This window comes from Sulfitobacter sp. OXR-159 (genome assembly GCF_034377145.1).
Lineage (GTDB): Bacteria > Pseudomonadota > Alphaproteobacteria > Rhodobacterales > Rhodobacteraceae > Sulfitobacter.
In genome coordinates, this window is sequence record NZ_CP139710.1 from 62,024 (window position 1) to 83,766 (window position 21,743).

At 54.7% G+C, this 21,743-nt stretch carries 22 protein-coding genes and 1 pseudogene; 14 read left to right on the forward strand and 9 right to left on the reverse strand.

The features are described from left to right. Positions 1-63: 63 nt before the first annotated feature. The 5 genes from T8A63_RS20290 to T8A63_RS20310 all read right to left on the reverse strand — a co-directional run bounded on the left by T8A63_RS20290 (position 64) and on the right by T8A63_RS20310 (position 4,515). Positions 64-1,437, reverse strand: a complete 1,374-nt coding sequence (locus tag T8A63_RS20290; protein WP_322346570.1) for a HAMP domain-containing sensor histidine kinase — start codon at positions 1,435-1,437, stop codon at positions 64-66. Between the two features lie 202 nt (positions 1,438-1,639). Next, a complete protein-coding gene (locus T8A63_RS20295; RefSeq protein WP_322346572.1) occupies positions 1,640-2,329 on the reverse strand; it encodes an N-acyl amino acid synthase FeeM domain-containing protein in 690 nt (229 codons plus the stop codon). Between the two features lie 24 nt (positions 2,330-2,353). Continuing rightward, positions 2,354-2,857, reverse strand: a complete 504-nt coding sequence (locus T8A63_RS20300) for a class I SAM-dependent methyltransferase (RefSeq protein ID WP_322346574.1) — start codon at positions 2,855-2,857, stop codon at positions 2,354-2,356. Positions 2,858-2,873: 16 nt separating this feature from the next. Further along, a complete protein-coding gene (locus tag T8A63_RS20305; protein WP_322345894.1) occupies positions 2,874-4,100 on the reverse strand; it encodes an IS256 family transposase in 1,227 nt (408 codons plus the stop codon). 58 nt (positions 4,101-4,158) lie between these two features. After that, a complete protein-coding gene (locus T8A63_RS20310) occupies positions 4,159-4,515 on the reverse strand; it encodes a hypothetical protein (protein ID WP_322346575.1) in 357 nt (118 codons plus the stop codon). 830 nt (positions 4,516-5,345) lie between these two features. Between T8A63_RS20310 and T8A63_RS20315 the strand changes: the two genes are divergently transcribed. The 3 genes from T8A63_RS20315 to T8A63_RS20325 all read left to right on the forward strand — a co-directional run bounded on the left by T8A63_RS20315 (position 5,346) and on the right by T8A63_RS20325 (position 7,578). Continuing rightward, the gene (locus T8A63_RS20315; protein ID WP_322346577.1) at positions 5,346-5,552 is read left to right on the forward strand and encodes a hypothetical protein; all 207 of its coding nucleotides are present in this window, start codon (positions 5,346-5,348) and stop codon (positions 5,550-5,552) included. Between the two features lie 267 nt (positions 5,553-5,819). Continuing rightward, the gene (locus T8A63_RS20320; protein WP_322346578.1) at positions 5,820-6,308 is read left to right on the forward strand and encodes an acyloxyacyl hydrolase; all 489 of its coding nucleotides are present in this window, start codon (positions 5,820-5,822) and stop codon (positions 6,306-6,308) included. A gap of 1,117 nt (positions 6,309-7,425) precedes the next feature. Continuing rightward, on the forward strand, positions 7,426-7,578 hold the full coding sequence (locus T8A63_RS20325) for a hypothetical protein (RefSeq protein WP_322346579.1): 153 nt from the start codon (positions 7,426-7,428) through the stop codon (positions 7,576-7,578). A 293-nt stretch (positions 7,579-7,871) separates the two neighbouring features. On the opposite strand, the gene T8A63_RS20330 is transcribed toward T8A63_RS20325, so the two are convergent. From T8A63_RS20330 to T8A63_RS20340, 3 genes are all read right to left on the reverse strand, one after another. Next, positions 7,872-9,317 (reverse strand): mannose-1-phosphate guanylyltransferase/mannose-6-phosphate isomerase, encoded by a 1,446-nt coding sequence (locus tag T8A63_RS20330; RefSeq protein WP_322346580.1) that lies wholly within the window; start codon positions 9,315-9,317, stop codon positions 7,872-7,874. A 327-nt stretch (positions 9,318-9,644) separates the two neighbouring features. After that, a complete protein-coding gene (locus T8A63_RS22460; protein ID WP_416153264.1) occupies positions 9,645-9,725 on the reverse strand; it encodes a hypothetical protein in 81 nt (26 codons plus the stop codon). A 114-nt stretch (positions 9,726-9,839) separates the two neighbouring features. Further along, positions 9,840-10,088 (reverse strand): DUF1902 domain-containing protein, encoded by a 249-nt coding sequence (locus T8A63_RS20340; RefSeq protein WP_322346583.1) that lies wholly within the window; start codon positions 10,086-10,088, stop codon positions 9,840-9,842. Positions 10,089-10,803: 715 nt separating this feature from the next. Between T8A63_RS20340 and T8A63_RS22465 the strand changes: the two are divergent. The 3 genes and pseudogenes from T8A63_RS22465 to T8A63_RS20350 all read left to right on the forward strand — a co-directional run. Next, positions 10,804-10,893: pseudogene (locus T8A63_RS22465) on the forward strand (transposase); the annotation flags it as partial. A gap of 99 nt (positions 10,894-10,992) precedes the next feature. Continuing rightward, complete coding sequence (locus tag T8A63_RS20345) at positions 10,993-11,190, forward strand: hypothetical protein (protein WP_114294110.1); 198 nt, start codon at positions 10,993-10,995, stop codon at positions 11,188-11,190. Beyond that, on the forward strand, positions 11,187-11,762 hold the full coding sequence (locus T8A63_RS20350; RefSeq protein ID WP_322346217.1) for an IS630 family transposase: 576 nt from the start codon (positions 11,187-11,189) through the stop codon (positions 11,760-11,762). The genes T8A63_RS20345 and T8A63_RS20350 overlap by 4 nt, the downstream gene beginning before the upstream one ends. Here the strand turns inward: T8A63_RS20350 and T8A63_RS20355 are convergent. Continuing rightward, on the reverse strand, positions 11,754-12,443 hold the full coding sequence (locus T8A63_RS20355) for a hypothetical protein (RefSeq protein ID WP_322346585.1): 690 nt from the start codon (positions 12,441-12,443) through the stop codon (positions 11,754-11,756). The genes T8A63_RS20350 and T8A63_RS20355 overlap by 9 nt on opposite strands. A 422-nt stretch (positions 12,444-12,865) precedes the next feature. Here T8A63_RS20355 and T8A63_RS20360 point away from each other — a divergent pair, with 422 nt between their 5' ends. From T8A63_RS20360 to rfbD, 8 genes are all read left to right on the forward strand, one after another. After that, a complete protein-coding gene (locus tag T8A63_RS20360) occupies positions 12,866-13,129 on the forward strand; it encodes a hypothetical protein (RefSeq protein WP_322346587.1) in 264 nt (87 codons plus the stop codon). After that, positions 13,116-13,415 (forward strand): CcdB family protein, encoded by a 300-nt coding sequence (locus T8A63_RS20365; protein WP_322346589.1) that lies wholly within the window; start codon positions 13,116-13,118, stop codon positions 13,413-13,415. Before T8A63_RS20360 ends, T8A63_RS20365 begins: the two co-directional genes overlap by 14 nt. Positions 13,416-13,686: 271 nt before the next feature. Next, complete coding sequence (locus T8A63_RS20370) at positions 13,687-13,998, forward strand: hypothetical protein (RefSeq protein WP_322346590.1); 312 nt, start codon at positions 13,687-13,689, stop codon at positions 13,996-13,998. Positions 13,999-14,554: 556 nt separating this feature from the next. Further along, a complete protein-coding gene (locus tag T8A63_RS20375; protein WP_322346592.1) occupies positions 14,555-18,448 on the forward strand; it encodes an amino acid adenylation domain-containing protein in 3,894 nt (1,297 codons plus the stop codon). A 98-nt stretch (positions 18,449-18,546) separates the two neighbouring features. Further along, positions 18,547-19,020, forward strand: coding sequence for a MarR family winged helix-turn-helix transcriptional regulator (locus tag T8A63_RS20380; RefSeq protein ID WP_322346594.1), 474 nt, complete (start codon positions 18,547-18,549; stop codon positions 19,018-19,020). A gap of 178 nt (positions 19,021-19,198) precedes the next feature. Then, on the forward strand, positions 19,199-19,768 hold the full coding sequence (gene rfbC / locus T8A63_RS20385) for a dTDP-4-dehydrorhamnose 3,5-epimerase (RefSeq protein WP_322346596.1): 570 nt from the start codon (positions 19,199-19,201) through the stop codon (positions 19,766-19,768). Then, on the forward strand, positions 19,765-20,802 hold the full coding sequence (gene rfbB / locus T8A63_RS20390) for a dTDP-glucose 4,6-dehydratase (protein ID WP_322346599.1): 1,038 nt from the start codon (positions 19,765-19,767) through the stop codon (positions 20,800-20,802). The genes rfbC and rfbB overlap by 4 nt, the downstream gene beginning before the upstream one ends. Beyond that, a complete protein-coding gene (gene rfbD, locus T8A63_RS20395) occupies positions 20,799-21,641 on the forward strand; it encodes a dTDP-4-dehydrorhamnose reductase (protein WP_322346600.1) in 843 nt (280 codons plus the stop codon). The genes rfbB and rfbD overlap by 4 nt, the downstream gene beginning before the upstream one ends. Positions 21,642-21,743 lie beyond the last annotated feature (102 nt).

Genomic DNA, 21,743 nt, shown 5'->3' on the forward strand with positions numbered 1-21,743 from the left:
ACCACCGCACGTAGGCTTTAGTATGATGGCTTAGCTACAGACCAACGCAAGCGAGTTACAATTTCAGGCCGCCTGCCTAGCCGCGTCGGAACCATCCTTGCCCGTTACCCGGTCAAACTCGACAAAGAAGACTGACCCCACACCAAGCTTACTGACGTAATCGATGCGCGCTCCATGCCGCTCAATGATCTGCTTACTAATATTAAGGCCAAGCCCCGTGCCGCCAACCTTACGGATGTCTGAAGCATCCACTTGGCTAAACTTACCAAACACAGCCTCCTCAGAGCCCTGAGGTATACCTATACCTTCGTCTTGAACCGAAATACGGATCTTCTCTCCCAGCTTTTCCACATGCACATGTACCGCGCCGCCGTCTTCAGAGAACTTAAGTGCGTTCGACAGTAAGTTGTTCAGGACCTGTATCAGGCGGCCGCGATCGCCGGAGATATCGCAGCCCTCATCACAAAACGAAGATGTAACCTCAACTCCCACCTTGCTCGCATAGCCCGAAATGGCTTCGACCGCCTCTTGAGCTAAATCATTTGCATCTATGGTATTGAAGTAAAGCTTCATCTCCCCAGCCTCTAGCTTCTGTAGGTCGAGCAGATCTTCGACCAAGGATGTGAGCCGCGCGCTGTTTCTGGCAGCGATGTTGAGAACTGGCTTTAAGTTATCAGGGAGAGCGCCGAATTTCTCGCTCCTCAAGATCTCAAGGGAGCCGACAATCGAAGTCAGGGGCGTGCGCAGTTCATGGCTTACGATAGCCAAGAACCTCGACTTTACCTCTAAAGCAGCTTTGGTGTCCTCGTTCTCTTCCTCGATCAAGCTCATATGCTTCTGCTGTCTTTGGTAGCTGAGGTAGAACTTCAAAGAAATATCAGCGATGAAGTAGAGTACGAATATAATCGTCCAGAACTGCAGCCAAATGGGAGAACTCAATGGCGGCAGGTATCTCACCACATCCAAAAGGGCGATGTACAAAAAGGCGCAGCCATAGATCGACAGACGCAACACCAAGATGAACAGCATCTGGCTATTGTACATTGACGCAAAGACGGATGCAGAGAACAGGAAAAACAGAGACGTAAAGTGTCCGGTTGAGGTTTCCTGATGTGCGATGCTGATGATGAACGCAGAGATCGCCAATGCACTTAGAACGGTATTAATGGCGATGCGTATAAAAATCCGCCGGCCCCTCACCGGGTCTTTGCCATCCCACGTCTTAGATTGACGCCCAAGAAGCACATCGAGCACCTCAGTGACAACGACAACCGCGTAGAAAGCAAATATTGTTAGTGCATCAAAATAAATCGCAGCCAAAACAGCTGCCGCAAAAAAGCTACCCTGCCGTTGCCAGACAAGTTGGTTGGCAAGCGCTATGTAATCTTTGATGTTTTGTTCACGTCCATCCGGCTTGAACCAGTCGATACGGAACACGCGGAACACACTCGGGGACTTCACGCTAACCTCGGGCCATATTGCTGACGCTTAGCGCTACGCCATTAATATGTTTAAATTTTGTCACTTAATAGCAAATGTTTAGCACAAGAAAGCGCATAGGCATACATCGGCAAAACCTTCCCGATGCAGATGTTGCCGGTCTCCCCCGAAAGGCTCAGAGCACGCCCAAAACGGGCAATCAAGCCACCTTAAAACGCCCCCGTGGGGAAGGTGCATAGACTTCTGAAAGATCAGGAAAAGAGATGTTGGCGTTCGGGAACTCGCCCACCGGACCAAAAATCGGCGTGCGCGCCAAAACCGCCTCGCGCTGCTCACGAAAGTTCGCGACCAAAAGCTGCACGGGTTTGCTTAAACCTGGGTAAAAACGCGCCTTCAACTCTGGTTTGTAGCCAAGATAGCGCCGATAAAACGCACTATGCTCGTCGCGCACAGGCGCCAATGCCCAATCGATATCGTAAAATATTGCCGCGAGGAACGGAATTCTTAAGGCCAGAAAGTGCAATGGCACACGACTTTTACGAACATCGGGAGAAATCACGAAACGTGTTGGATCAAGCACCGTCTGCCCGTCCTCTACACGGTCCAAAATCTCAGGAAAAACTTCTAAGGTAGGAGAAACATGAGATAATTTGGAGACCAGATGAAGTCTAAGAGCGGCTAAAACTTCACCGTCCATTTGAACGGCGACATGGACACAGTTGGCCGTCTCATCAAACGAGTCCGTCATGCGACAAAACTCGTTTTGCGCTATCGTGTCCTGAGCCCGATAGCATGTGTAGCGCAGACGGTATATTGCTTCGAGATCAGAACTGTCCGTCATAACCCGATAGCGGACCTGTTTTAGCGCAGTAACAATTTGCTCATCCATCTCAGGGCCCCTGCTCATGGCTCATCATTTTGCGCGGCATACAAGAAGGTCGCTGTAGCCACGATATACGGTTTTTTGGCTGATAACCTCGAAACCGGCGTTGCGGACTGCCGATACAAGTTCTGCTGCGCTGTGCATCCAATAAGCACCGCTCTCCTGTGCTTCGCAGATCGCCTTGTTCTGTTTGGCCACCTCACGCCCTTGCCAGAAAATTCGCAGAGCTCCGATCAAGCCATGCCTTCGCCTAAGTTCTGAAAACAGATACTTGCGCCAATCTGCCACGTTCATCCGCCGACCAAGGTCGATGAGATAAAGGTAACCGCCCGGCTTTAGTAAACGATGGAGATCGCCAAGCCGCTGTATTTGCTCTGGCATCGCATAAAGAGCGTGAACGCAGATGACGAGGTCGCAAGCGTCTGTTCCTTTGACGTCTTCGAGCGCGAGATTGTGAAAGCGTATATTGTCATATGCAGCCAGCGGTGGTGTCTCGAATCTGGTGGAAATTCTCCGGCGGCGTTCTCCGAGCATGGGGATTTGGGCCTGATCAAGCCGCGAGGTCAAGGCTGATTGGAGCGATGGGCTGAGCCAAGGTTTCCCAACCGTCCACTTTCCGCATCTGGATCTGGCCCGATGCCATCAGCGCCCAAAGGAGCATCGGCACGGTTTCGGCGCAGGGCAGCACGGTCTGGGTCTTGATGCGGCGGCGGAACTCCTCGTTCAGGCGCTCAATGGCGTTTGTCGTCCGGGCCGATTTCCACTGCGATGGGTCCAGCCGCGTGAAGGTGAATAGCCGGTCACCGGCCTCTTCCAGGCTGTCCGCCACCGCGCGGCACTTCAGCCGCCATTTGCGCAGGAACGCCTTACGACGTTTGTCGATTTCGCCCGCATCGTCAGCATAGATCATGTCGCGGTAATCCTCGGTCAACTCGTCCTGCATGCGTTTCGGGGCGTGGCCGAGAAGATTGCGGTGCTTGTGAACGGTGCAGCGCTGGATCGGCAGGTCCTCGCCCCAGAGCGCGACGAGGGCGGCCTCAAGCCCTGGCGCGCCGTCGACAATGACAAATTCCGGTCGCTTCAGGCCACGCGCATCGAGATCGCCGAGAAACTCGGCCCAGGCAGCCTTGCTTTCACCGCCCATATTCATGATCGAAAGCAGCACCTTCTGCCCGTCCCGGCGTATGCCAATGGCCGCCAGCACCGAGATGTTCGTGGCGCGTCTGCCGATGCGTGTCTTGATCACCGTGCCGTCGAGGATCAGCCGGACGATGTCCTCATTGGCCAGATCGCGCGCGACCCAGGCGTCCCAGTCGACCTTCACCTTGCGCCAGGCCCGGCTGACCACGTCCTTGCTTACCGCGCCCTGAAACAGTCCATACAGTGCCCGCTTCACCCGTCGTGTGTTGGTGCCGGCCAGATAGACCGAAGCGATGAGGGCTTCAGCCTTCTTGGTCAGCCGCTGGTAGCGCGGCAGCGCCTTCGAGCGCCATTCCGTGGTCTTGCCAGCCTCATCGACGGCGCGGGCGCGCGGCACACTTATCGTCTCGGTCCCAAATGTGCCGATCAGCTGACGCTCCCGGTGGCCGTGCCGGTAGCCCGTGAGTTTGCCGGGGCGGCGATCATAACGGCAGCGCCCCAGAAACGCCTCCAGCTCCTCTTCGAAAACCGCCTCGATCGTAGCGCGGATATTCTCCCGCAAGCGATCCTCGATCGGATCATGGCCCGCTTCATTGGACAGTAGCGAAAGCGCGGCAGTGTCGGTATCGTTCTTCATGGCGTGATCTCCCTGGCGGTTGCTGCCGCCGGTTGGGTGGGTTCAAGTCACCCGGAGATTACGCCACCTTCGAATTTCCACCACCTTCGCGACACGACCCAGCCAGCTTAGACCGCGCGGACCGGATCATTGATGTATCAGGCTCGATGAGGTATATTTCACTGCCAGGATAGGCGCGGGCTGCAATTTCCGTGTAGTTACCAGTCCCCCCGCCGACATCATAAATCCGTTGCGGCACCTCTATCGTTGCAAAAAATGCAGAGAAATCCTGCATAAGCGCTTGATAGGCAGGGTTGTGCATCGAAAGAAGATCATAAGCCGATGAATAAGCACTCCAATCGGTGGGCGCTGTCTGATTGGGCCGTGAAAATCCGTCAGCAATCGGAGTGACGTCTTTCTTGGCATTCAACGACATACAGTGAAGTCTCCGAGGCTGACCGGGAGCGCCTCATTAAAAGGCTCTCTACAAACAACACCTTATGCGAAGAAGCTGTTACTTCAAGGCCTACTTAGAGATACCAATATCTGCAGGAGCAGTGTCTCAATTTTGCGCCTGATGTTTGACCATAGGCGACATGAGCCGCTTTGAGCAGAAGGGTTTGACGATCGCTCAGCCATCGATGCAAAGCCAAGCCATAACAGCAAGCTGCTCCCGCATCCGCGGATAAGTGAGCTTAACCTTCACCGCCCTAAAAGAGGTGACTTCAAGACGGGCTGGACGGGACACCCCCACCTCATCGAGACATCACAGCAGCTTCAGCTCGAAGATATAAATGTGACGGCACAGAGGCAAAAACGCCTGATTATAGAGGAATAATTCACAAGACCGCCTCCATGCGACCCCAATTTTGAAGGACAACGAGATCAAACCGTAAAGCTTCGATGAACTTGGAGTTGTGATGAAAGTATCTGCTGTCTGTAGCGATCCGGGTGTAACAATGAACAGCAACAACGAGCCGCTCGTATTGGAGCTGGTCGCGCACTTGCTAGGCATGGCCATACACCACAATGATAACGCCCCACCAGCGGCCGAAGAAGCGCTTTTAGAGCCACGCTAAAATTACTTAGGGATCGGCTCGCCGCATCTTTCCTAAAAGCCAAGACTATGCGGTGGCAGTTTCTGCGCTCGTTGCAAACCTGAACACTTCGCGCTCTGCCACTGGGGCTCAAGACCTCGCACGTTTGCATGACTTATGCTTTGCAGCAAACTCCCCTATGCTGCTTTAAACCTGTGGGAGGGAGAAGATGGCCGAATATTGCTTAAGTGATTTTGTCGAGGGCTATAATCGACTGAATGCTCACCGATTTTCTGATTTATCATATGACGACATACAAGAACTGATGGCAGAGTACGGGGCCATCGATCCGATGATTGCCCAAACCATTCACGACGCCTACCTTGCCGAGGCGGCAGGGCGCAGCCTTAAGATTGCAGGCGATCTCACTAAATAAGTTCAGATCTTAGCGCTCAAGGCTTGCGAGGAAGTTAAGCGAAGAGAAGCATAGCCCGCTAAAGCCGAGAAGCTCACCGTCGATGCGTGGATCAGTGCCTCTGTGCCGCAACGACAGTCAGCTCTCTGTCACAGCCGCGGGGACATACAGTGTCGCATACAAACAACTATAGCCAGGCCTTTGTAAGAAGCGGATAAGTTTATCTATATCGTCCAGCGACTTACCCGTAGCTGTGGTCTTGCACCTCTTCGAACCTAGGCCTCCTTCATGCAGCATTTGACCACCGCCCTATTCCTTATGCTTTCGACCTCTGCTGCATATAGCGGCGAAGTGGTACTTGGCTTGGGCCTGGATGACGTACTGGAGCATACCAACACTTCAGCCCCTGCTATTGTCGCAGAGTATCATGCCTCCCCCTTCATTGAAGGACGCCAAGCCGCTTATTCTTATGCAATCGCGGCACAGATCGACAACGATCGGGACATCTTCATCGGCGCAGGCCTATCTGCCCAATGGCAATTGAGCGACAGTCCCTGGTTCATTGAGGGCAGCTTCATGCCAGGTTTTTACACCAAAGGCACCGATGGGACGCCCCTCAATGGGAAAGTGCAGTTCCGGACACTGATCGGATTGGGGTATAAGCTCAATGATACCAGCCGCGTATCATTGGCACTCGACCACAAATCCAATGCCCGCCTTAAAAGTCCGAACCCCGGATCAGAAACCCTAGCGATCCGCTACCACCATAGCTTTTAAGTTATGTGGGCCTCAGCTCACGCCTGTAAGTCCAAGCCCTGCTTTTAGCCGCGCCGCTTTACGCGGGTCATTCTCCGCAGCACTTAACCACGCTGCACAGCCCGCCACGACATCCTCGCAGAAGTGACATATCGCCAGTTGAAGAACCCCGCCCTTATGGGTGCAATGGTCCTCTGACTTCGATGTAAAGCAATACCGATCCAGAATATAGGTGCGGCCATGCGCCGACCCAGCATCTACATCCTGATAGAGCACGGCACATTTTAGGGCGTAGCAATCAGAGCCCGACAGAAACCTACGCGCCCCCGACAAAAGACCTGTCCGGTACTTCTCACCCACCCATCGATCAAACCACTTGGCGTACCTTTGCCGCGCCTCGATCTCAGGGGTTTCAATCGCGCTGGCCATTTCGGGGAGAGTAAGAGCAAGACACAGAGCAGCAGGCCAGTTTGCGGCACCTATACACTGCTGAAGAGAGGCGAGGTATACTCGCACAGGGGCCTCCTTACCGAGAATGTTTCTGCCCACATCTGGGACAGACCAAAGTGGCATCCACCCAGCTTTCACCATCCGCTTGGTAAAAACCATGGCCTAGTATCCAACAAATAGGGCGAAGCAGCCAGCTCTTTGCCCCTCGCGCGCGATCAGCTTCTTTCCAAGTTAGCCGGGCCACAATCTTCTCCCAAAATCAATCCAGCCTCGACACACTGAGAGCGCAGCACCAAACCGTCACGGGCTTACCCCCTCATTCAACGCCAACCTTCGCCCGATCTGCAAGCGCTCGGATCACAAGCGCTGCATCAGACATAATACATCCAGCCAGACGGGGAGTGGATGAGATGTCCCTTATCCCCATCTGCTCAAGGCACTCTAGCACTTCTGATAGCATTTCGGGGTCCAATGGGGCTTCCCCAAGGGTCATCTCTTTATATTTTGGCACCCTGTCGTTCCTAGATGCTTTGGAATCAATACTGCGGGCCCCAAGAGGCACAGGTCACAAGCCTCTGCGGGCATAGTCCCAGATGGGCTTCGGTTCCCCCTTGGCTCGCTAAAAATTAAACTTGTATATTAGAGCCAGACAAAAAGTACTCGAACAACCCGTCAAAGAAGTGAACAGATGAAGTATATTACTCTTGCGGCCATACTCCTAATTTCCGCCTGCACTCCCTATAAAAAAGGAGAGCTTCCAATGATGTATGATCCAGAAACCGATGAGATGCGGCCTTGCGGCCACATCGGGATGCTCGGTGACTGCAAACACTACATGTGATGCCAAAAGCGCCAGATCAGATGGGCCGTCCTTCAAACTGCCCATTTCCGGTGCACACAATGATGTTGCCATTCTTCAAGGCCCGGACAAAAGCGCCCTGAACTTGGATGTACTTGCTAACTAAAATTGTTCGAACCATGGGAACCCCCTCCAAGGTAAAGGAGTTTAACCTATAGCCCCCGGTCTGATTTCAGTAAAGCCATTCCGCCTGCCAAAGCCGTGCGCTTAGAGGCCTAAACCAGCCTCCAAGCACACCTCTCTATCTCGTTTAGGCAAACCAATTAGAGCCAAAGTTAACCCTTTGCCCCCTGCCCGCGCGCATAAACATCTTCGTAACGAATGATGTCATCCTCCCCCAGATAGCTGCCGGTTTGTACTTCGATCAAAACCATCGGGACCTTGCCAGGGTTCTCCATACGGTGCGTTGCGCCCAACGGAATGTAGACAGACTCGTTTTCGCTTACGAGTTTCACCTCATCTCCAATGGTCACCCTTGCCGTACCCTCCACGACGATCCAGTGCTCCGAGCGATGATGATGGCTTTGCAAGCTCAAGGCCGCGCCCGGGTGCACTGAAATCTTTTTAACTTGGAAGCGGCCACCCACAACAAGGCTCTGGAACCAGCCCCAGGGCCGATAATCGCGCGGCAGCGTTTCCGCCTGCGCCACCCCTTTGGCCTTCAATGCAGCCACCGCTTTCTTAACGTCCTGAGCCCGATCTTTATGCGCGACCAGCACCGCGTCAGGCATCGCCACCGCAATAATGTCCTTCAGGCCAATACCAACCAGTTGTTGTTGTGGGTCCTCCGCGCGCAACAGGGTATCGTGACAATCAATCGCTGTCGCCGACGATGTGGTCACCACACCCGTCTCATTCGGTCCAGCCTCACGCCAAACAGCGTCCCAGCCGCCCAAATCAGACCAAGCGCCGCTGTAGGGAACCACGGTCAGGTTCTCAGCTTTTTCCATGATCGCATAGTCAATTGAATCATCGGCAACTTGTGCCCAAGCCTCCGGTGCCAGTCGCGTAAAGCCAAGATCCTGCTCAGACTGCTCCACTGAGAGACGCACTTGCGCGAGCATTTCAGGGGCATGGGCTTCAAAAGCAGCGATGATCGCTTTGACCGAGAATAGGAAAATACCTGCATTCCACAGATACTGTCCCCCCTTAAACATGACTTCCGCCGTCGCGAGATCAGGCTTTTCGACAAAACCCTTAAGCGGCTGCGGCACGGCCTCAAAATCTGCGCTTGGTTGGCTCATCTCAAGCCACCCATAGCCCGTCTCTGCGCGGTCCGGGCGGATACCGAATGTAACAAGCTGACCGTCCTGCGCGGCAGAAGTCGCAGCCTGCACCGCCGCTCGGAAGGCTGCCGCGTCGGGGATCACATGATCTGACGGCGCAACCAACATCAGCGCCTCGGGAGCCCTGGCCTCCAGACTTAAAGCCGCCGCCAAGATTGCTGGCGCCGTATTGCGTCCCTCAGGCTCAATCAGAATGCCTGCAGGCGCAATCTCAACAGCCGCCAGTTGTTCGGTAACAACAAAGCGAAAGTCAGCCCCCGTCAGGATCACCGGGGGCGCAAACCCCTCTCCGCTCAGCCGCTGCGCAGACGCTTGGAACAGGCTGCTGTCCCCCATCAACTTTGCGAACTGCTTTGGATAGCTCTTGCGCGATAGCGGCCAAAGCCGCGTCCCCGAGCCGCCAGCCAAAAGGATCGGGTGAACAACATGAGGCATAAAAATATCCTTGCGGGTCAAAAATGGACGGCATTCTGGTGTGCTCTTACCAGACCATAGATCTGGCACCCCAACACTTCCAGTGCGATCCAAATCATCGTGGGAATCTTAATGGGTCGCGACAGAGGCACCGGGAATACCACCTCAGTGGCGCAGCGTGAAGATACGCCCAACTTCATCGTTGATGCATCGGTGCTGGCTTCCGGTCGCCGAAAGCTTGCGGGGCAGGGCTACAGACAATTTTCAGGCGCCAGTAGGCACGTGCAAGCTGGCCGACCTCAAACGTCAAATTTCTCTGCCAACCCGATGGCGCGCTCGGCACAGAAATTAGGGGAGCTTTGGCAGACCTGCATCTTTGAGAATGCTGTTGGCCGTGTGTTTGCTGAGCATATTTCGCGGCACCGTCAAAGTAGGCCGGCTCTTATGCTTCCATTTTTCGTGGGATCCTTTCCCACCTTTTTTTCATTTTATAGCCAGCAGATGCAAGCAACTCAACAACGTCGTTATAAAAGCCCTTGACCATTACGCAGCGGCAAACGAACCGTGACTTGGCGGCTGGAAGATAATGGACGATACCATATCAATCAGCGACTTCTTGGCTAAGTCTTGCTTGGTAACATGGTTATCCAACACCATCTGCGGCGCTAAATCTTCCATCAGTTCAATGAACTCGGCAATCGTAGCTGCCTCAATGTGGAGGCCTACGATGTCCGATTCAGAGTAGAACACCTTCGCGTCTTCATCCCACAAAGCTTTGACATAAAAGCGCATTTACAGTTCCTCGTCATAAGCTTTAGCCTTCTGCGCAGGCTGATCCAGAGCCAACATTACCTTTGACTCGTCGTTATGATATGGCGTGATGCAATCACTTAGACAAGACTTCACTAAAAAATGTGAACACCAATCATTCTACTGCCCATGAACCCAGACACACATTCGTTTGGCCACAGCGCCCGAATAAACTGGCCTTTGTCCTGCCCCGCGGCTCTAATCCCCTCGCCCCGTCCATAACACAATGACCGCGCAGATGAGCACCCCTACTGTACTTTCTGTGCCCAAAGCGCGCAACGCAGGACTGATGGAGTAGCCGCCCCCCGACCATAAATCTGGTCCCCAACACTTCCAGTGCGATCCAAATCATCGTGGGAATCTCAAGGAAAGATTAAACAGTCCGCGGCACTCAACAGCGGCCTTGGAGGGCTGTTTTTGTCCACGACGGGCGCTCAGAATCCAACTTTCCTTCCCAGAGCGGGGCTGGACGCATAGCAGGCACAAGCGCAAATGGATCACGACAATAACGCGCTATGAAACGCTGTATATCTTCGCCCGCCCCTGCAGCGACATGCTCCCACGCCACCTCGCCAGAGAAGACCTTACCGCCAAACTTGGCGTAAGACCTCTCCAAAAGCGTTTCTAACAAAACCTGAATCGCTGGGGATTCCCAAACTGGTCTGATTGTGATTCATCCTGTTTGGGAGGATGAACTATGTCAGCACCTTTGCCATCAGCGCTACGGGCACGGTTTCAAAGATATATTGAGGAAGGGTTAAGCGGGCGAGCGGCGGCAGCGCGCTTGAAGCTGTCGCCGGCAACGGGCGCACGGTGGCGGCATCAGATCCAAACGACGGGCCGGGCTGATCCTGCCGTACAGGGTCGTCCAAAAGGGTCAGGGAAATTGGCACCCCATGTTGGTTTTTTCGAAGAGTTGATTGCTCAAGACCCTGATATCACATTGTTTGAGTTGCGTGATGCGCTTGCTGATGCAACCGGACTGCAGGTCCAGCACTCTGCTATCGGGCATCTGCTAAAGCGCCTCGGGTTCACGCACAAAAAAAGTCACTGGTCGCTACCGAACGTCACCGTGCCAAGGTGAGGCGACGACGTGAGGACTGGTTCACACACCGTTTGCCAGCCATTGCGCGGATGCCGGAACGCGTTGTCTTTCTTGACGAAACAGCGGTCAAAACGAACCTCACCCGGCTGCGCGGATGGGCCCCGCGTGGCGAGCGCCTGAAGATGGATGCGCCCTTCGGCAGTTGGGGAACCCAAACCCTGATTGCGGGGCTGACACATGAGGCCCTGATCGCACCTTGGGTGATCAAAGGCGCGATGGATGGCCCTGCCTTCGCGGCCTATGTCCAAAAGGTCCTGATCCCTGAGATCGCGCCAGGCACGGCAGTCGTTCTCGACAACCTCGCGACGCATCGCAACAAAGAAGCCGCGGCGGCGCTCAAGGCCCATGGATGCTGGTTCCTCTATCTGCCGCCATATTCGCCAGACCTGAACCCAATTGAGTTGGCTTTCTCCAAATTGAAGTCTCACCTCAGACGCATCAGTGCGCGATCATTCACCTCGGTGTTCGAAGCCCTTGGTGATATCTGCGCAATGTACTCCCCGCAGGAGTGTTCAAACTACTTTCAGGCTGCCGGCTATGCCTCAGGTTAAATTAGAAATGCTTAAGCGCAGCAAAGCGGAGGCTCCAACATCCTCAAAAACCAACAGCCGCGGGATATAGCCTGAGGCGTAGCTTTCAGAGGCCATAAGCAGAGCCTCCTTCCACCTCCAACTCTTGATAAACGCTTCCGTTACAGAGCTCCTAAACTGATAAACGTAAGGCCTTCGCAGACCTGACAGCATAGGCTCATCTTGCTCTCTTCTTGGAAGAGGTGCCGCAACGGGCAAAGCGTCACACCCCAGTGCGATCATGGCAACAGTCGCCTGCAGCCTTTGTATCTCGCTTCGCATCTGCTCTTTGAAATTCTCAGGTGAGAGTAGCCCATCCTTACCTGCGCTCGACCATGGGTTCAGTACGGCTGCTTGGGCTTTGAACTCCCGCACGGCGTGCAAGCAAAAGAGCAGCTCATCATAGCTTTCGATCTCGCAGCGCGCTTCTGCAGCCAAAGCGCGCCAGTCCACCCCGGCTAAAGGTTTCGAGAACCAGTTTGGTGGGATATCCCTCACAGCCTGCTCAGGACGCGCTTGTTCGGGCAGATGCCGCAACTGCTTTGGCGCCAAAAACTCCGCCTCCATCACAGCGACCAGATGTATCAATGTGTGATTAGCCCTATCGCGCATTGCTTTCGCATCTGCTGTCTCAGCACCGCGGTGCGCACGATAGTTCTCCATAGCAACTTCCTTTGCTCGCTCAGCCGATCAACAAGGGGGCACACTTTTAGAACGATACACCCAAACGGTTAGGTGGCCGCAACCCGTACTGAACACTCGTAGCAATGGTTTATTGCTTGGCACTCTGGCAGGGGTTTATGGGGCGCGCATCGACCAATCAGCAGTTTTAGCGGAGAACTTTCCCTGGAATTAAGACGCCGTAAAAGAGGAGCTCCTTCTTGCCAAGATATCTGCCCGACCGACTGGCTTTCTCCAATCCACCGAACCGAAGGAGCTTTTTGCTTTATTAAACCGAAACATACCAAGCTGCGCTCTGCGCGCGGGTGATGGGGAGCTACATTCGGCAGCCGAAACATATTCGCAACTTGAAGCGCACTGACACCAGATGTATATCGTTAGTGCATAATGATGCTGGAGGCCTCATGAGCAATCTGACAATAAGACTGCACCCTGATGAAAAAGCACAACTAAAAGCGTGGGCAGCTGCCCGAGGCACAAGCACGACCGATTACATCAAAACCCTTGTTGCCGCGGATATGGCGGCTGGAAGCCCTCAAAAGCGCGCTGCTGCATGGTTCCGCGAGAATGAAGTTGCGATTGCCGATGAAGCAGAGCAGATCAAAAGCAGCGGCGTCCCAGGCGCTCATTTGGCCCTAAACCACCCAGGGACCGATGCAAAAATTTGACATCTTCGAAATCGCTGGTGATCTCTACCTGGTTGTTCAAGCCGATCATTTACTAGATCTAAACACAGTCGTCCTTTTGCCGGTCTTGCCAAACGACGAGCTTCCGCCACTGTCGAAGCTCACCGTTGATACAAAAATTGCGAGTAGCGCTTTTCGCATTCGAACCCACATGCCACTCACCGTCGAGGCCAATCGAATACGCCACCTTGACCCAGTCCATCAGCTTTCTGCGGAAGAGGGACACAAGGTGATGGATGGTCTCTATGCGATTCTTTGGGGGCTATGAATAGCCCCTTCGCATTCAGGCGGCGCCGAAGATGCGCGCCGTTTCGGTTTGATGGTCCGTGTCAAGTGCAGGGCAAAGGCCGCCTCCGAATGACCGCGATTTGAGCAAGCTTGCTAATAGGTAGCCTTCCGCACGCCCTCTTCATCGAGCGGATAGGCGGCTGTCGAGCGGTATGGCCGCGAACGTCCGCAGTCCGCTGTTTCTTTGACGCACGTTGCGGATAAGTCGCCCATTTCATAATGTGATCTTATGCAAAAAGGTGCCTGGCCCAGTGTTTAAAAAGATCGCGAATTTCTACTCTCAAAGTCTTAGGATCGATCTGGTTCCTGCCAGTCTCCTTGCTGAGCTCAGCCCTGACAATGAAACCTACCGCTTTGCGGCAGAAAGAGGCGACTTCGTGGTCTGCGTTGCACAAGGGGAACCTCAAGAAAGCGTATATATTGCACTTGCAGAACAAATCTTTTCTCAGCTTTCTGAAGCACGAAACTTGTTTGAACGCTTACACGCCGCACATCCCGCGGCCGCATTCTTTGACTTCGTTGCCGACCCTGCTGGAGGTGAGGCTTTTAAAAAATATCAATAAGCTTCAAGGCCTTAATTTCCCCACATTCCCCTATTAAGCGAGCGGCCGGGAGCGAGGGAATGAACATCTTTTCGAACAAGCGCGCGTCGGGTGGGCGGACCCTCCGCGCGATCATCACAGGCGCATTTACGGCCTCGATGACATTTACCATAGGGCACCACTTGGCAGCATTAGATAAAGCCTATGCTGTACAAACTACTGCCGCTCCAGTGACTGTGGCGCAAGCTGACACCCAGGATATGCCCGCGGCCGTCACACCCCGGTACGCCTCGCCAGCCTCAGCTGCTCAGGATCGCATTTTCCCTTTTAAACATATGCATACTCGCCATCCCTCCCGGCCATGCTGAGCCATGCTTTTGCGCTGACCCTCTAATTCAGCCAAGAGGCATCCGGCGGCGCACAGCTATATAAAAATGCCCCCTGCGCGGTCATCACGTAGAAATTGTGTTCTTTTTTAGGCGCAATGCGCTTATGCTGGTCAATATTAAACGTTGAGATTTTACGAGTGTATTTCCAAACCCAGTCCGTGCCCTTGACGCCTGTTCAAGAGGCTATGGTGGCCGCATCTTCAAAGCGGCCATGGTTATATCTTGAACAAATTGTCTGCCACCTTGCTCAAGAATGCTTGAACCCCGACATCCTTGTGGCGGCTTTTCAAAGTCTCGTTGAACAGTCTTCCGTCCTCCGGCTGGCGATACATTCACGGGGAGCAGCACCTCCAGCACAGCATATAGCGACGCCTCAAGATGTGGCCGTCGAAACGCTCGATTGGGCTCCTGTCTCACCGGATGATATACGCCAACAGCTTCAAGCATTTCTGGAAACTGACCGCGCCAAAGGCTGCCCGCTCGACGCAGCCCCCTGCTTTCGGCTCACCCTAATACGGACCGGGCCGGCCTCCAGTATCTTAGTTTGGTCTTTCCCGCACGCTTTGCTCGACGGGCGCAGCTTCGCTCCTCTATTGGCTCAGGCCTTTATCAACTATGAGGCCATAGAGGCCGGGCGTCCTTCGCCTATTGCGCCTGAGGTTTCAAACGACGTCTTCTTGCATCACTGCGCTATATCGGAAGCTTTGGATCATGCCGCGGGAGAAGCTTATTTTGCCCGAACCCTTGAAGACTGGGAGGGTGACACGGGCCTCATTGATTTTCGCCAAAAGCCAGGTCGTAAAGAGACACTGACCCAGCAGTTAACTACGCACGAAACAAAAGCTCTGGTTTCCTTGGCAAAAGCCACGGGTGTGACCCTCAGCACAGTGGTTTGCGCAGCTTGGGGCATTGTGCTTGCGCGATTTACAGGCCGCGCGGATGCTGTCTTTGGCATGACTCTCAGCGGAAGACACCTGCTTGAGAACACCAAAACTGCCCTTGGGTGCTTCATCGTTACGGTCCCTTTTCGCGTTAAGCTGGACCAAGACCTATCCATCGGCACGCTCTTGCGTAGCGTCCGCAAAGGTCAGCTTGAGATACGCCCCTTTGAACATACACCGCTCGCAGGTTTGCGGCGTCTTACGAATGTTCCACCAGGCAAACCATTGCTTGAATCTTCGCTAATGTTCGAGACAGCCTCTCTTGATGTGCGCATGCAAGACTATGGCGACGCATGGCAACACCGCCGCGTGGAGCTGCATGAAGAGGATGACCTTCCCCTTACTGTCGCGGCCTATCAAGATGAGGCGTTGCGGCTCGAGGTGGAGTATGACGGCAAACAGGTGCCCCAAGCCCCTCGCCTGGCCCGCTACTTAAAGAACCTGCTCTGCGAGCTGGCGCATGCCCCCCCGACAACACAGTTGGCCCAGCTCTCCATGCTCGATGAAGGCGAGAGGCAGCGTCTCGAATTCCTCGCCAGCGCAACAGATACAAGAGTATCTGAGCCCTGTTGCATCACCGCCTTTGAACGACAAGCAACTCACTGGCCTGACCGCACGGCTTTAGAGCGGATTGGGGGCGGCAAACTAACCTACGGCGAGCTTGATGCAGCAGCCAATGCGCTCGCCCAACGTCTTATAGATCGGGGGATCGCGCACGGCGATGTGGTTGGCATCTGCGCCACACGCAGCCCGGCCTTCGTGGTGGCCATTCTCGCGATTTGGAAAGCAGGCGCGGCCTTTGTGCCGATGGACCCGACCTATCCGAAGACAACTCTCGACATCATGGCAAAAGACAGCGGCGCCAAAATCATTCTAACAGATCCCGACGCTCCGCTGTTCAATTTGGCGACGCTGGCATTAAGCTACGAACAAATGCAAGAGCGCCAAGCGTCCGCCCCAGATCGCGGCCATATGAGCGAGCACCGGAACGCCTACATTCTATTTACGTCCGGCACCACAGGGCGCCCTAAAGGTGTTGTGGTATCACAGGCATCTCTCGCCGCTCATGCCGCAGCCGTCACTAAGCTGTTCGATCTATCTCCTGAAGATCGGGTCTTGCAGTTTGCAAGCCTCAGCTTCGACGTCGCGATCGAAGAGATCATTCCGACGCTTCTTTCTGGGGCCGCTTTGCTGCTCCGCAGCCCTGAAATGTCCCAATCTATCTCAGCATTTCTGCAAGCCTGCGAGACACATCGCATAACTTTGCTCAACCTACCAACGGGCTTCTGGGTGGAGCTTACCCTTTTCTTAAAAACCCATGATAGCCTTGTGCCGCCTCATCTGCGCATGGTCATCGTAGGAGGTGAGCGCGTCCCCCTATCGATCTTGCGCAGGTGGCGCGATATCGCGCCTAAGGTCAGATGGATCAACGGATATGGCCCTACAGAAACCACCATCACGTGCACGGCTTATGAAGTAACGGATGATCGCCCTTTGCGGCATTCTGTTCCGATCGGTCGCCCGCTTGCACACGCCTGCGCATGGGTTCTGGCCGCCGATGGGTCTTTCGCTCCAATGGGGGCTCAAGGCGAGCTTTGCATTTCCGGCCCCGCTGTCGCCGAAGGCTATGTGATTGATGAGGATGCGAAGCGCACAGGTTTCCAAACCCATAAGGGCACTTTAGCGGGACGCAGTTACCGCACCGGGGATCGGGTGTACTGGCAAGACGGGCTTTTGAACTTTGTTGGGCGGATGGATCGTCAGCTCAAAGTTCGGGGCTTCCGGATCGATCCCAATCAAATCGAAAGCCTGTTAGAAGAGCGGCGCGACGTGGCACGTGCTTATGTTGCTGTACCAGATGACAAGACTGGAAGAGTGGTGGCTTGGTACTCTGCGGCCCGTGCAACGGCCCCACCCTCAGAACAAGACATCCAAGCCGATCTCTCTCAAAAACTTCCTCCCCACATGTTGCCAGACCTCTCTTACGTAGAAACTTGGCCGCGCACCCCAGGGGGCAAGATTGATGTGGCAGCCCTCCCGATCCCCCAAGACGCGGTTCAGAGCCCAGAGACACAACTCAAGACCGACAGCCCCCATACCCGCCGGATAGCAGAACTTTTTGAAGCTGTACTGGAAACCAGCCCCGTTGCCGCAGACAGCTCATTTTTTGATCTCGGTGGCAATTCTCTTTCAATTCTGCGCCTCAACACCCTTCTGGAGAAGACCTTTGACACGCCCGTTGACCCAAGCTTGCTCTATCAAGATCCAAGCCCGGCTGGCATCGCAAAGCTGATCACAACCAAAGCCGAGGATCGATCCTGCGTCATCCCCTTACAGCCTAAAGGAGGGCGCACGCCGCTTTACGCGATACATGCATTGGGAGAGAACAATTCCTTTTTCCTACCTTTGGCGAACGCACTGAACCCCAACCAACCCTTGTTCGGCATTACAATCGGGATACGCAAAGAAGGACTGCCATCAACGGTTGAAGCCTTAGCCGCATTCTACGTAGAGCAGATCAACCAGCATCGGCCCAAAGGGCCAGTCTCCCTTGTGGCGGTATCGGTCAGCAGCTTCATTACATTTGAAGTGGCTCAGCAACTCCTCGCCGCAGGCCGCGATGTGCAGGCCCTAATATTCCTTGATGCCAGCGGACCTGATGGGCGCATCCGGAAAGGCCGCCTCGGGCATAGATGGGTGCATTTCAAAAACCTTCTCAAACAAGGCAAACCCTATCTCGACAAGCTTAAGCAAGAACGGCGCGGCGAAAGGCTTCATGCTGAAGAGATGGCCAGGCTAAAAGAAGCCGGCCCGGAAGGACCTCCTGCCTACGATGAAGCGCGCTCTGTTGCCCAGTTTGTCGCATTAAGCGAACTGGCCATTTCAAATTATGTACCAGCCCCTTACCCGCGCAAGCTCACCATCTTCAAAGCCGACGACCCTTTTGATGCCAAGGCCGTCTTCGCAAATGGACTTGGCTGGAAAAGCGTTGCAAAAGCCGGCTTTGATATAATCCAAGTCAAGGGCGGCCACATTACGATGCTGTACCCCCCTCACGTCGAAGAGTTGGCGCAACACATCACAAAAGCGCTTTGCGCCCCGGCGGCAAACAACGGGTTGGTGCCAAAAGTAGGATCGTGACAGAATGTGACGGTGCAACTTTGGCTGAGGCTTAGGAACAGCTTTAATTCATATGCCTCTCTTAGTATTGCCTGGACGACAAACGACCAAGGCCCTTCATGCAACCCATAGACTCCAATAGCACCCTATTCTTACTACTTGATATCACTCGCATATTGCGACTGGAGTTTGAGCGAAAAATACAGAAAGCCGCACTCGGCATCACCCCAAGTGAAGCACGAACATTGGCAAATATCGCCCGCTTCGGCCCCTTGAACCAAAATAAACTAAGCGATCTAACGGGCTTTGGGGCAATGAGCGCCGCGCGCGTTTTGAAAAATCTTGAGGCCGCAGGCCTGGTGTCCCGCAGCGCTGACCCGAATGACCGTCGCGCCAAAATAGTTCAGGTCACCCAGAAAGCAGCCCCGCTCCTGACGGCTCTAAAAGACGTAGGGGAAGAGGTAGACGCTGTCACACGCGGTGACATGTCTCTCGAAGATTGGACGTCTTTGCAAAGCATGTTGCAGAAGGTACGCCAAACACAGCTAACCGCATATCGCAGCAGGCGCACAGCCGAAGACACGCCGGAATGAACTTGAGCGCGCTTTAAGTGCGACAATGCCCTGAAGAGCATTTACGGCTTCCAGTACTAAAAACGCAAAGAGTGCCGCCTAAAAAAACCCGCAAGCATAGCTCAACGCCAAGGGCTGTTGCATCTATCAAAGAGCGCGTAAAAACGCAGATAAGGTCGATTATAGTAACGGGTATATGATGCAGATAGAAGAAACGTCCCTGCCTGGCGTATTGATCCTGACCCCAACCCGCCACGGGGACGCACGCGGCTTTTTTAGCGAAAGCTGGAATGCTCAAACATTGGCCGCCGCCGGGATCAATCATCACTTTGTGCAAGACAACCACTCGTTATCGATGGCGCCCAACACCTTACGCGGCCTGCATTTCCAAACCCCTCCCCATGCCCAAACAAAGCTGGTGCGCTGTGGGAGAGGAGCGCTTTACGATGTGGCAGTAGATATCCGACATGGCTCACCAAATTTTGGGAAGTGGGTTGGCGTTGAGCTCAGCTTTGAGAATGGCCGCCAACTATTGATCCCGGCTGGCTTCATGCATGGGTTCATCACCCGCGCGCCGATGACTGAAATCATCTACAAATGCACCGATACCTATGCTCCAGAGTGCGATGCGGCCGTCCGCTGGGACGATCCTGCGCTCAACATTGATTGGGGCCTTGAAGGAGGCGCGCCGGTCCTGTCCGATAAAGACGCAACAGCGCCTCTTCTCGCAGAGCACGCCGCGCATTTTACCTGGGAGCGCCCCTCATGAAGTTGCTGGTCACCGGGGGAGCCGGTTTTATCGGGTCTGCCGTGGTGCGGCTTGCGTTGACCAGAGGGCATGCGGTGGTGAACGTAGACGCGCTAACCTATGCCGCCTGCCTCGATAACCTGAATAATGTCGCAGGTATGCCTGAATATGCCTTCGAACATGCTGACATCCGAGATGGCAAGGCATTGGCGCAGATCTTTACCAATCACCAGCCCGATGCGGTGCTGCACCTTGCGGCCGAAAGCCATGTCGATCGTTCCATTGATGGGCCTGGGGCATTTATCGATACAAATGTAACTGGCACATATTCCTTGCTGCAAGCCGCGCGGGCGTACTGGGAGGCGCATGGCCGCCAAACCAGTTTCCGGTTTCACCACGTCTCGACTGACGAGGTATACGGAAGTCTCGGCACCGAAGGATACTTTACCGAAGAGACCCCCTATGCCCCCAATAGCCCCTATTCAGCTTCAAAGGCAGCCTCCGACCATCTCGTGCGTGCCTGGAGCGAAACTTACGGCTTACCGGTTCTGATCACCAATTGCTCCAACAATTATGGCCATCATCACTTCCCCGAAAAACTAATCCCCGTGGTGATCCTCAACGCTTTGGCGGGCAAGCCAATCCCGGTGTATGGTACGGGCGAGAATGTGCGCGATTGGCTCTACGTCGATGATCACGCCAACGCTCTGCTGACAGTTCTCACAAAAGGCGCTCCCGGGCGGACTTATAATATTGGTGGCAATGCCGAAGCCCGCAACATTGATCTGGTGCGTCAGATTTGTACGCTGTTGGATGAGCTGCATCCAGCGGACCACCCCTATGCCGATCTCATCACCTTCGTCGAGGATCGCCCCGGTCACGATGCACGGTATGCGATTGACGCCAGTCGCATCCGAGAAGAACTCGGCTGGCGACCCTCCGTGACCCTTGAGGAGGGCTTGCGCCGTACGGTGACGTGGTACCTCAACAATCCCGAATGGTGGCAAGCGCTGCAACAGCGTGACGGGGTCGGCAATCGGCTGGGCCGCGCATGAGCCTGCTGGTTTTCGGCTCAACAGGGCAACTCGCCGCGGCGCTGCGCTCAAGCGCGCCAGATGCACTATTCCTCAATCGAGAAGCTGCCGATCTGACAAAACCCGATACATGTGCAGCAGCAATACATGCCGCACAGCCCTCAGCGGTGATTAACGCTGCAGCTTACACGGCGGTTGATCGCGCTGAGGAAGAAGAAGCGCTGGCCACTACCATAAACGCAACAGCTCCCGGGGCCATGGCGCGTGCCTGCGCTGACGCCTCTATCCCGTTCTTACATGTTTCAACAGATTACGTGTTTGAGGGCAGCGGGCAACATCCCTGGCGCCCCGAAGACCCGGTTTCCCCTCTAAACGCCTATGGGCGCAGCAAGGCCGCGGGAGAAGCCGCGGTCCGCGCTGCAGGAGGAGCGCATGCAATCTTGCGCACTTCTTGGGTATTCTCCGCCACGGGCCGGAATTTTGTGACTGCCATGCTTGAGCTTGCACAAAAGCGCGACCAGTTGAATGTGGTGGATGACCAGATCGGTGGGCCGACCCCTGCGTGCGCTATTGCACAGGCCTTACTCAAAATGGCTGAAGCAATGATCGCGGGCCAAGGCGGCGGCACCTATCACTTCGCCGGAGCGCCCTTCGTAAGCTGGGCAGGCTTCGCGCGCGAAATATTTGCCTGCTCAGGGCAAAATGTGGCTGTCTCCGGCATACCCGCCTCCGCGTATCCCACAACAGCGCAGAGACCTTTGAACTCTCGGCTGGACTGCACCTCCTTGGAAGCAGACTTTGGCATTCAGCCGCCAGATTGGCGCGCTAAACTGGCTGAAGTCGTGGAGGGATTAGTCTAACGCAACTGCTGTAACCGAGGCAAAGTTTTGAAGCGTTTGAAGCCAAGCACCCTATAGAGTTGACCCGCCCCCACTCGTTCCCCATTCTAGCCGCCTCCGCCT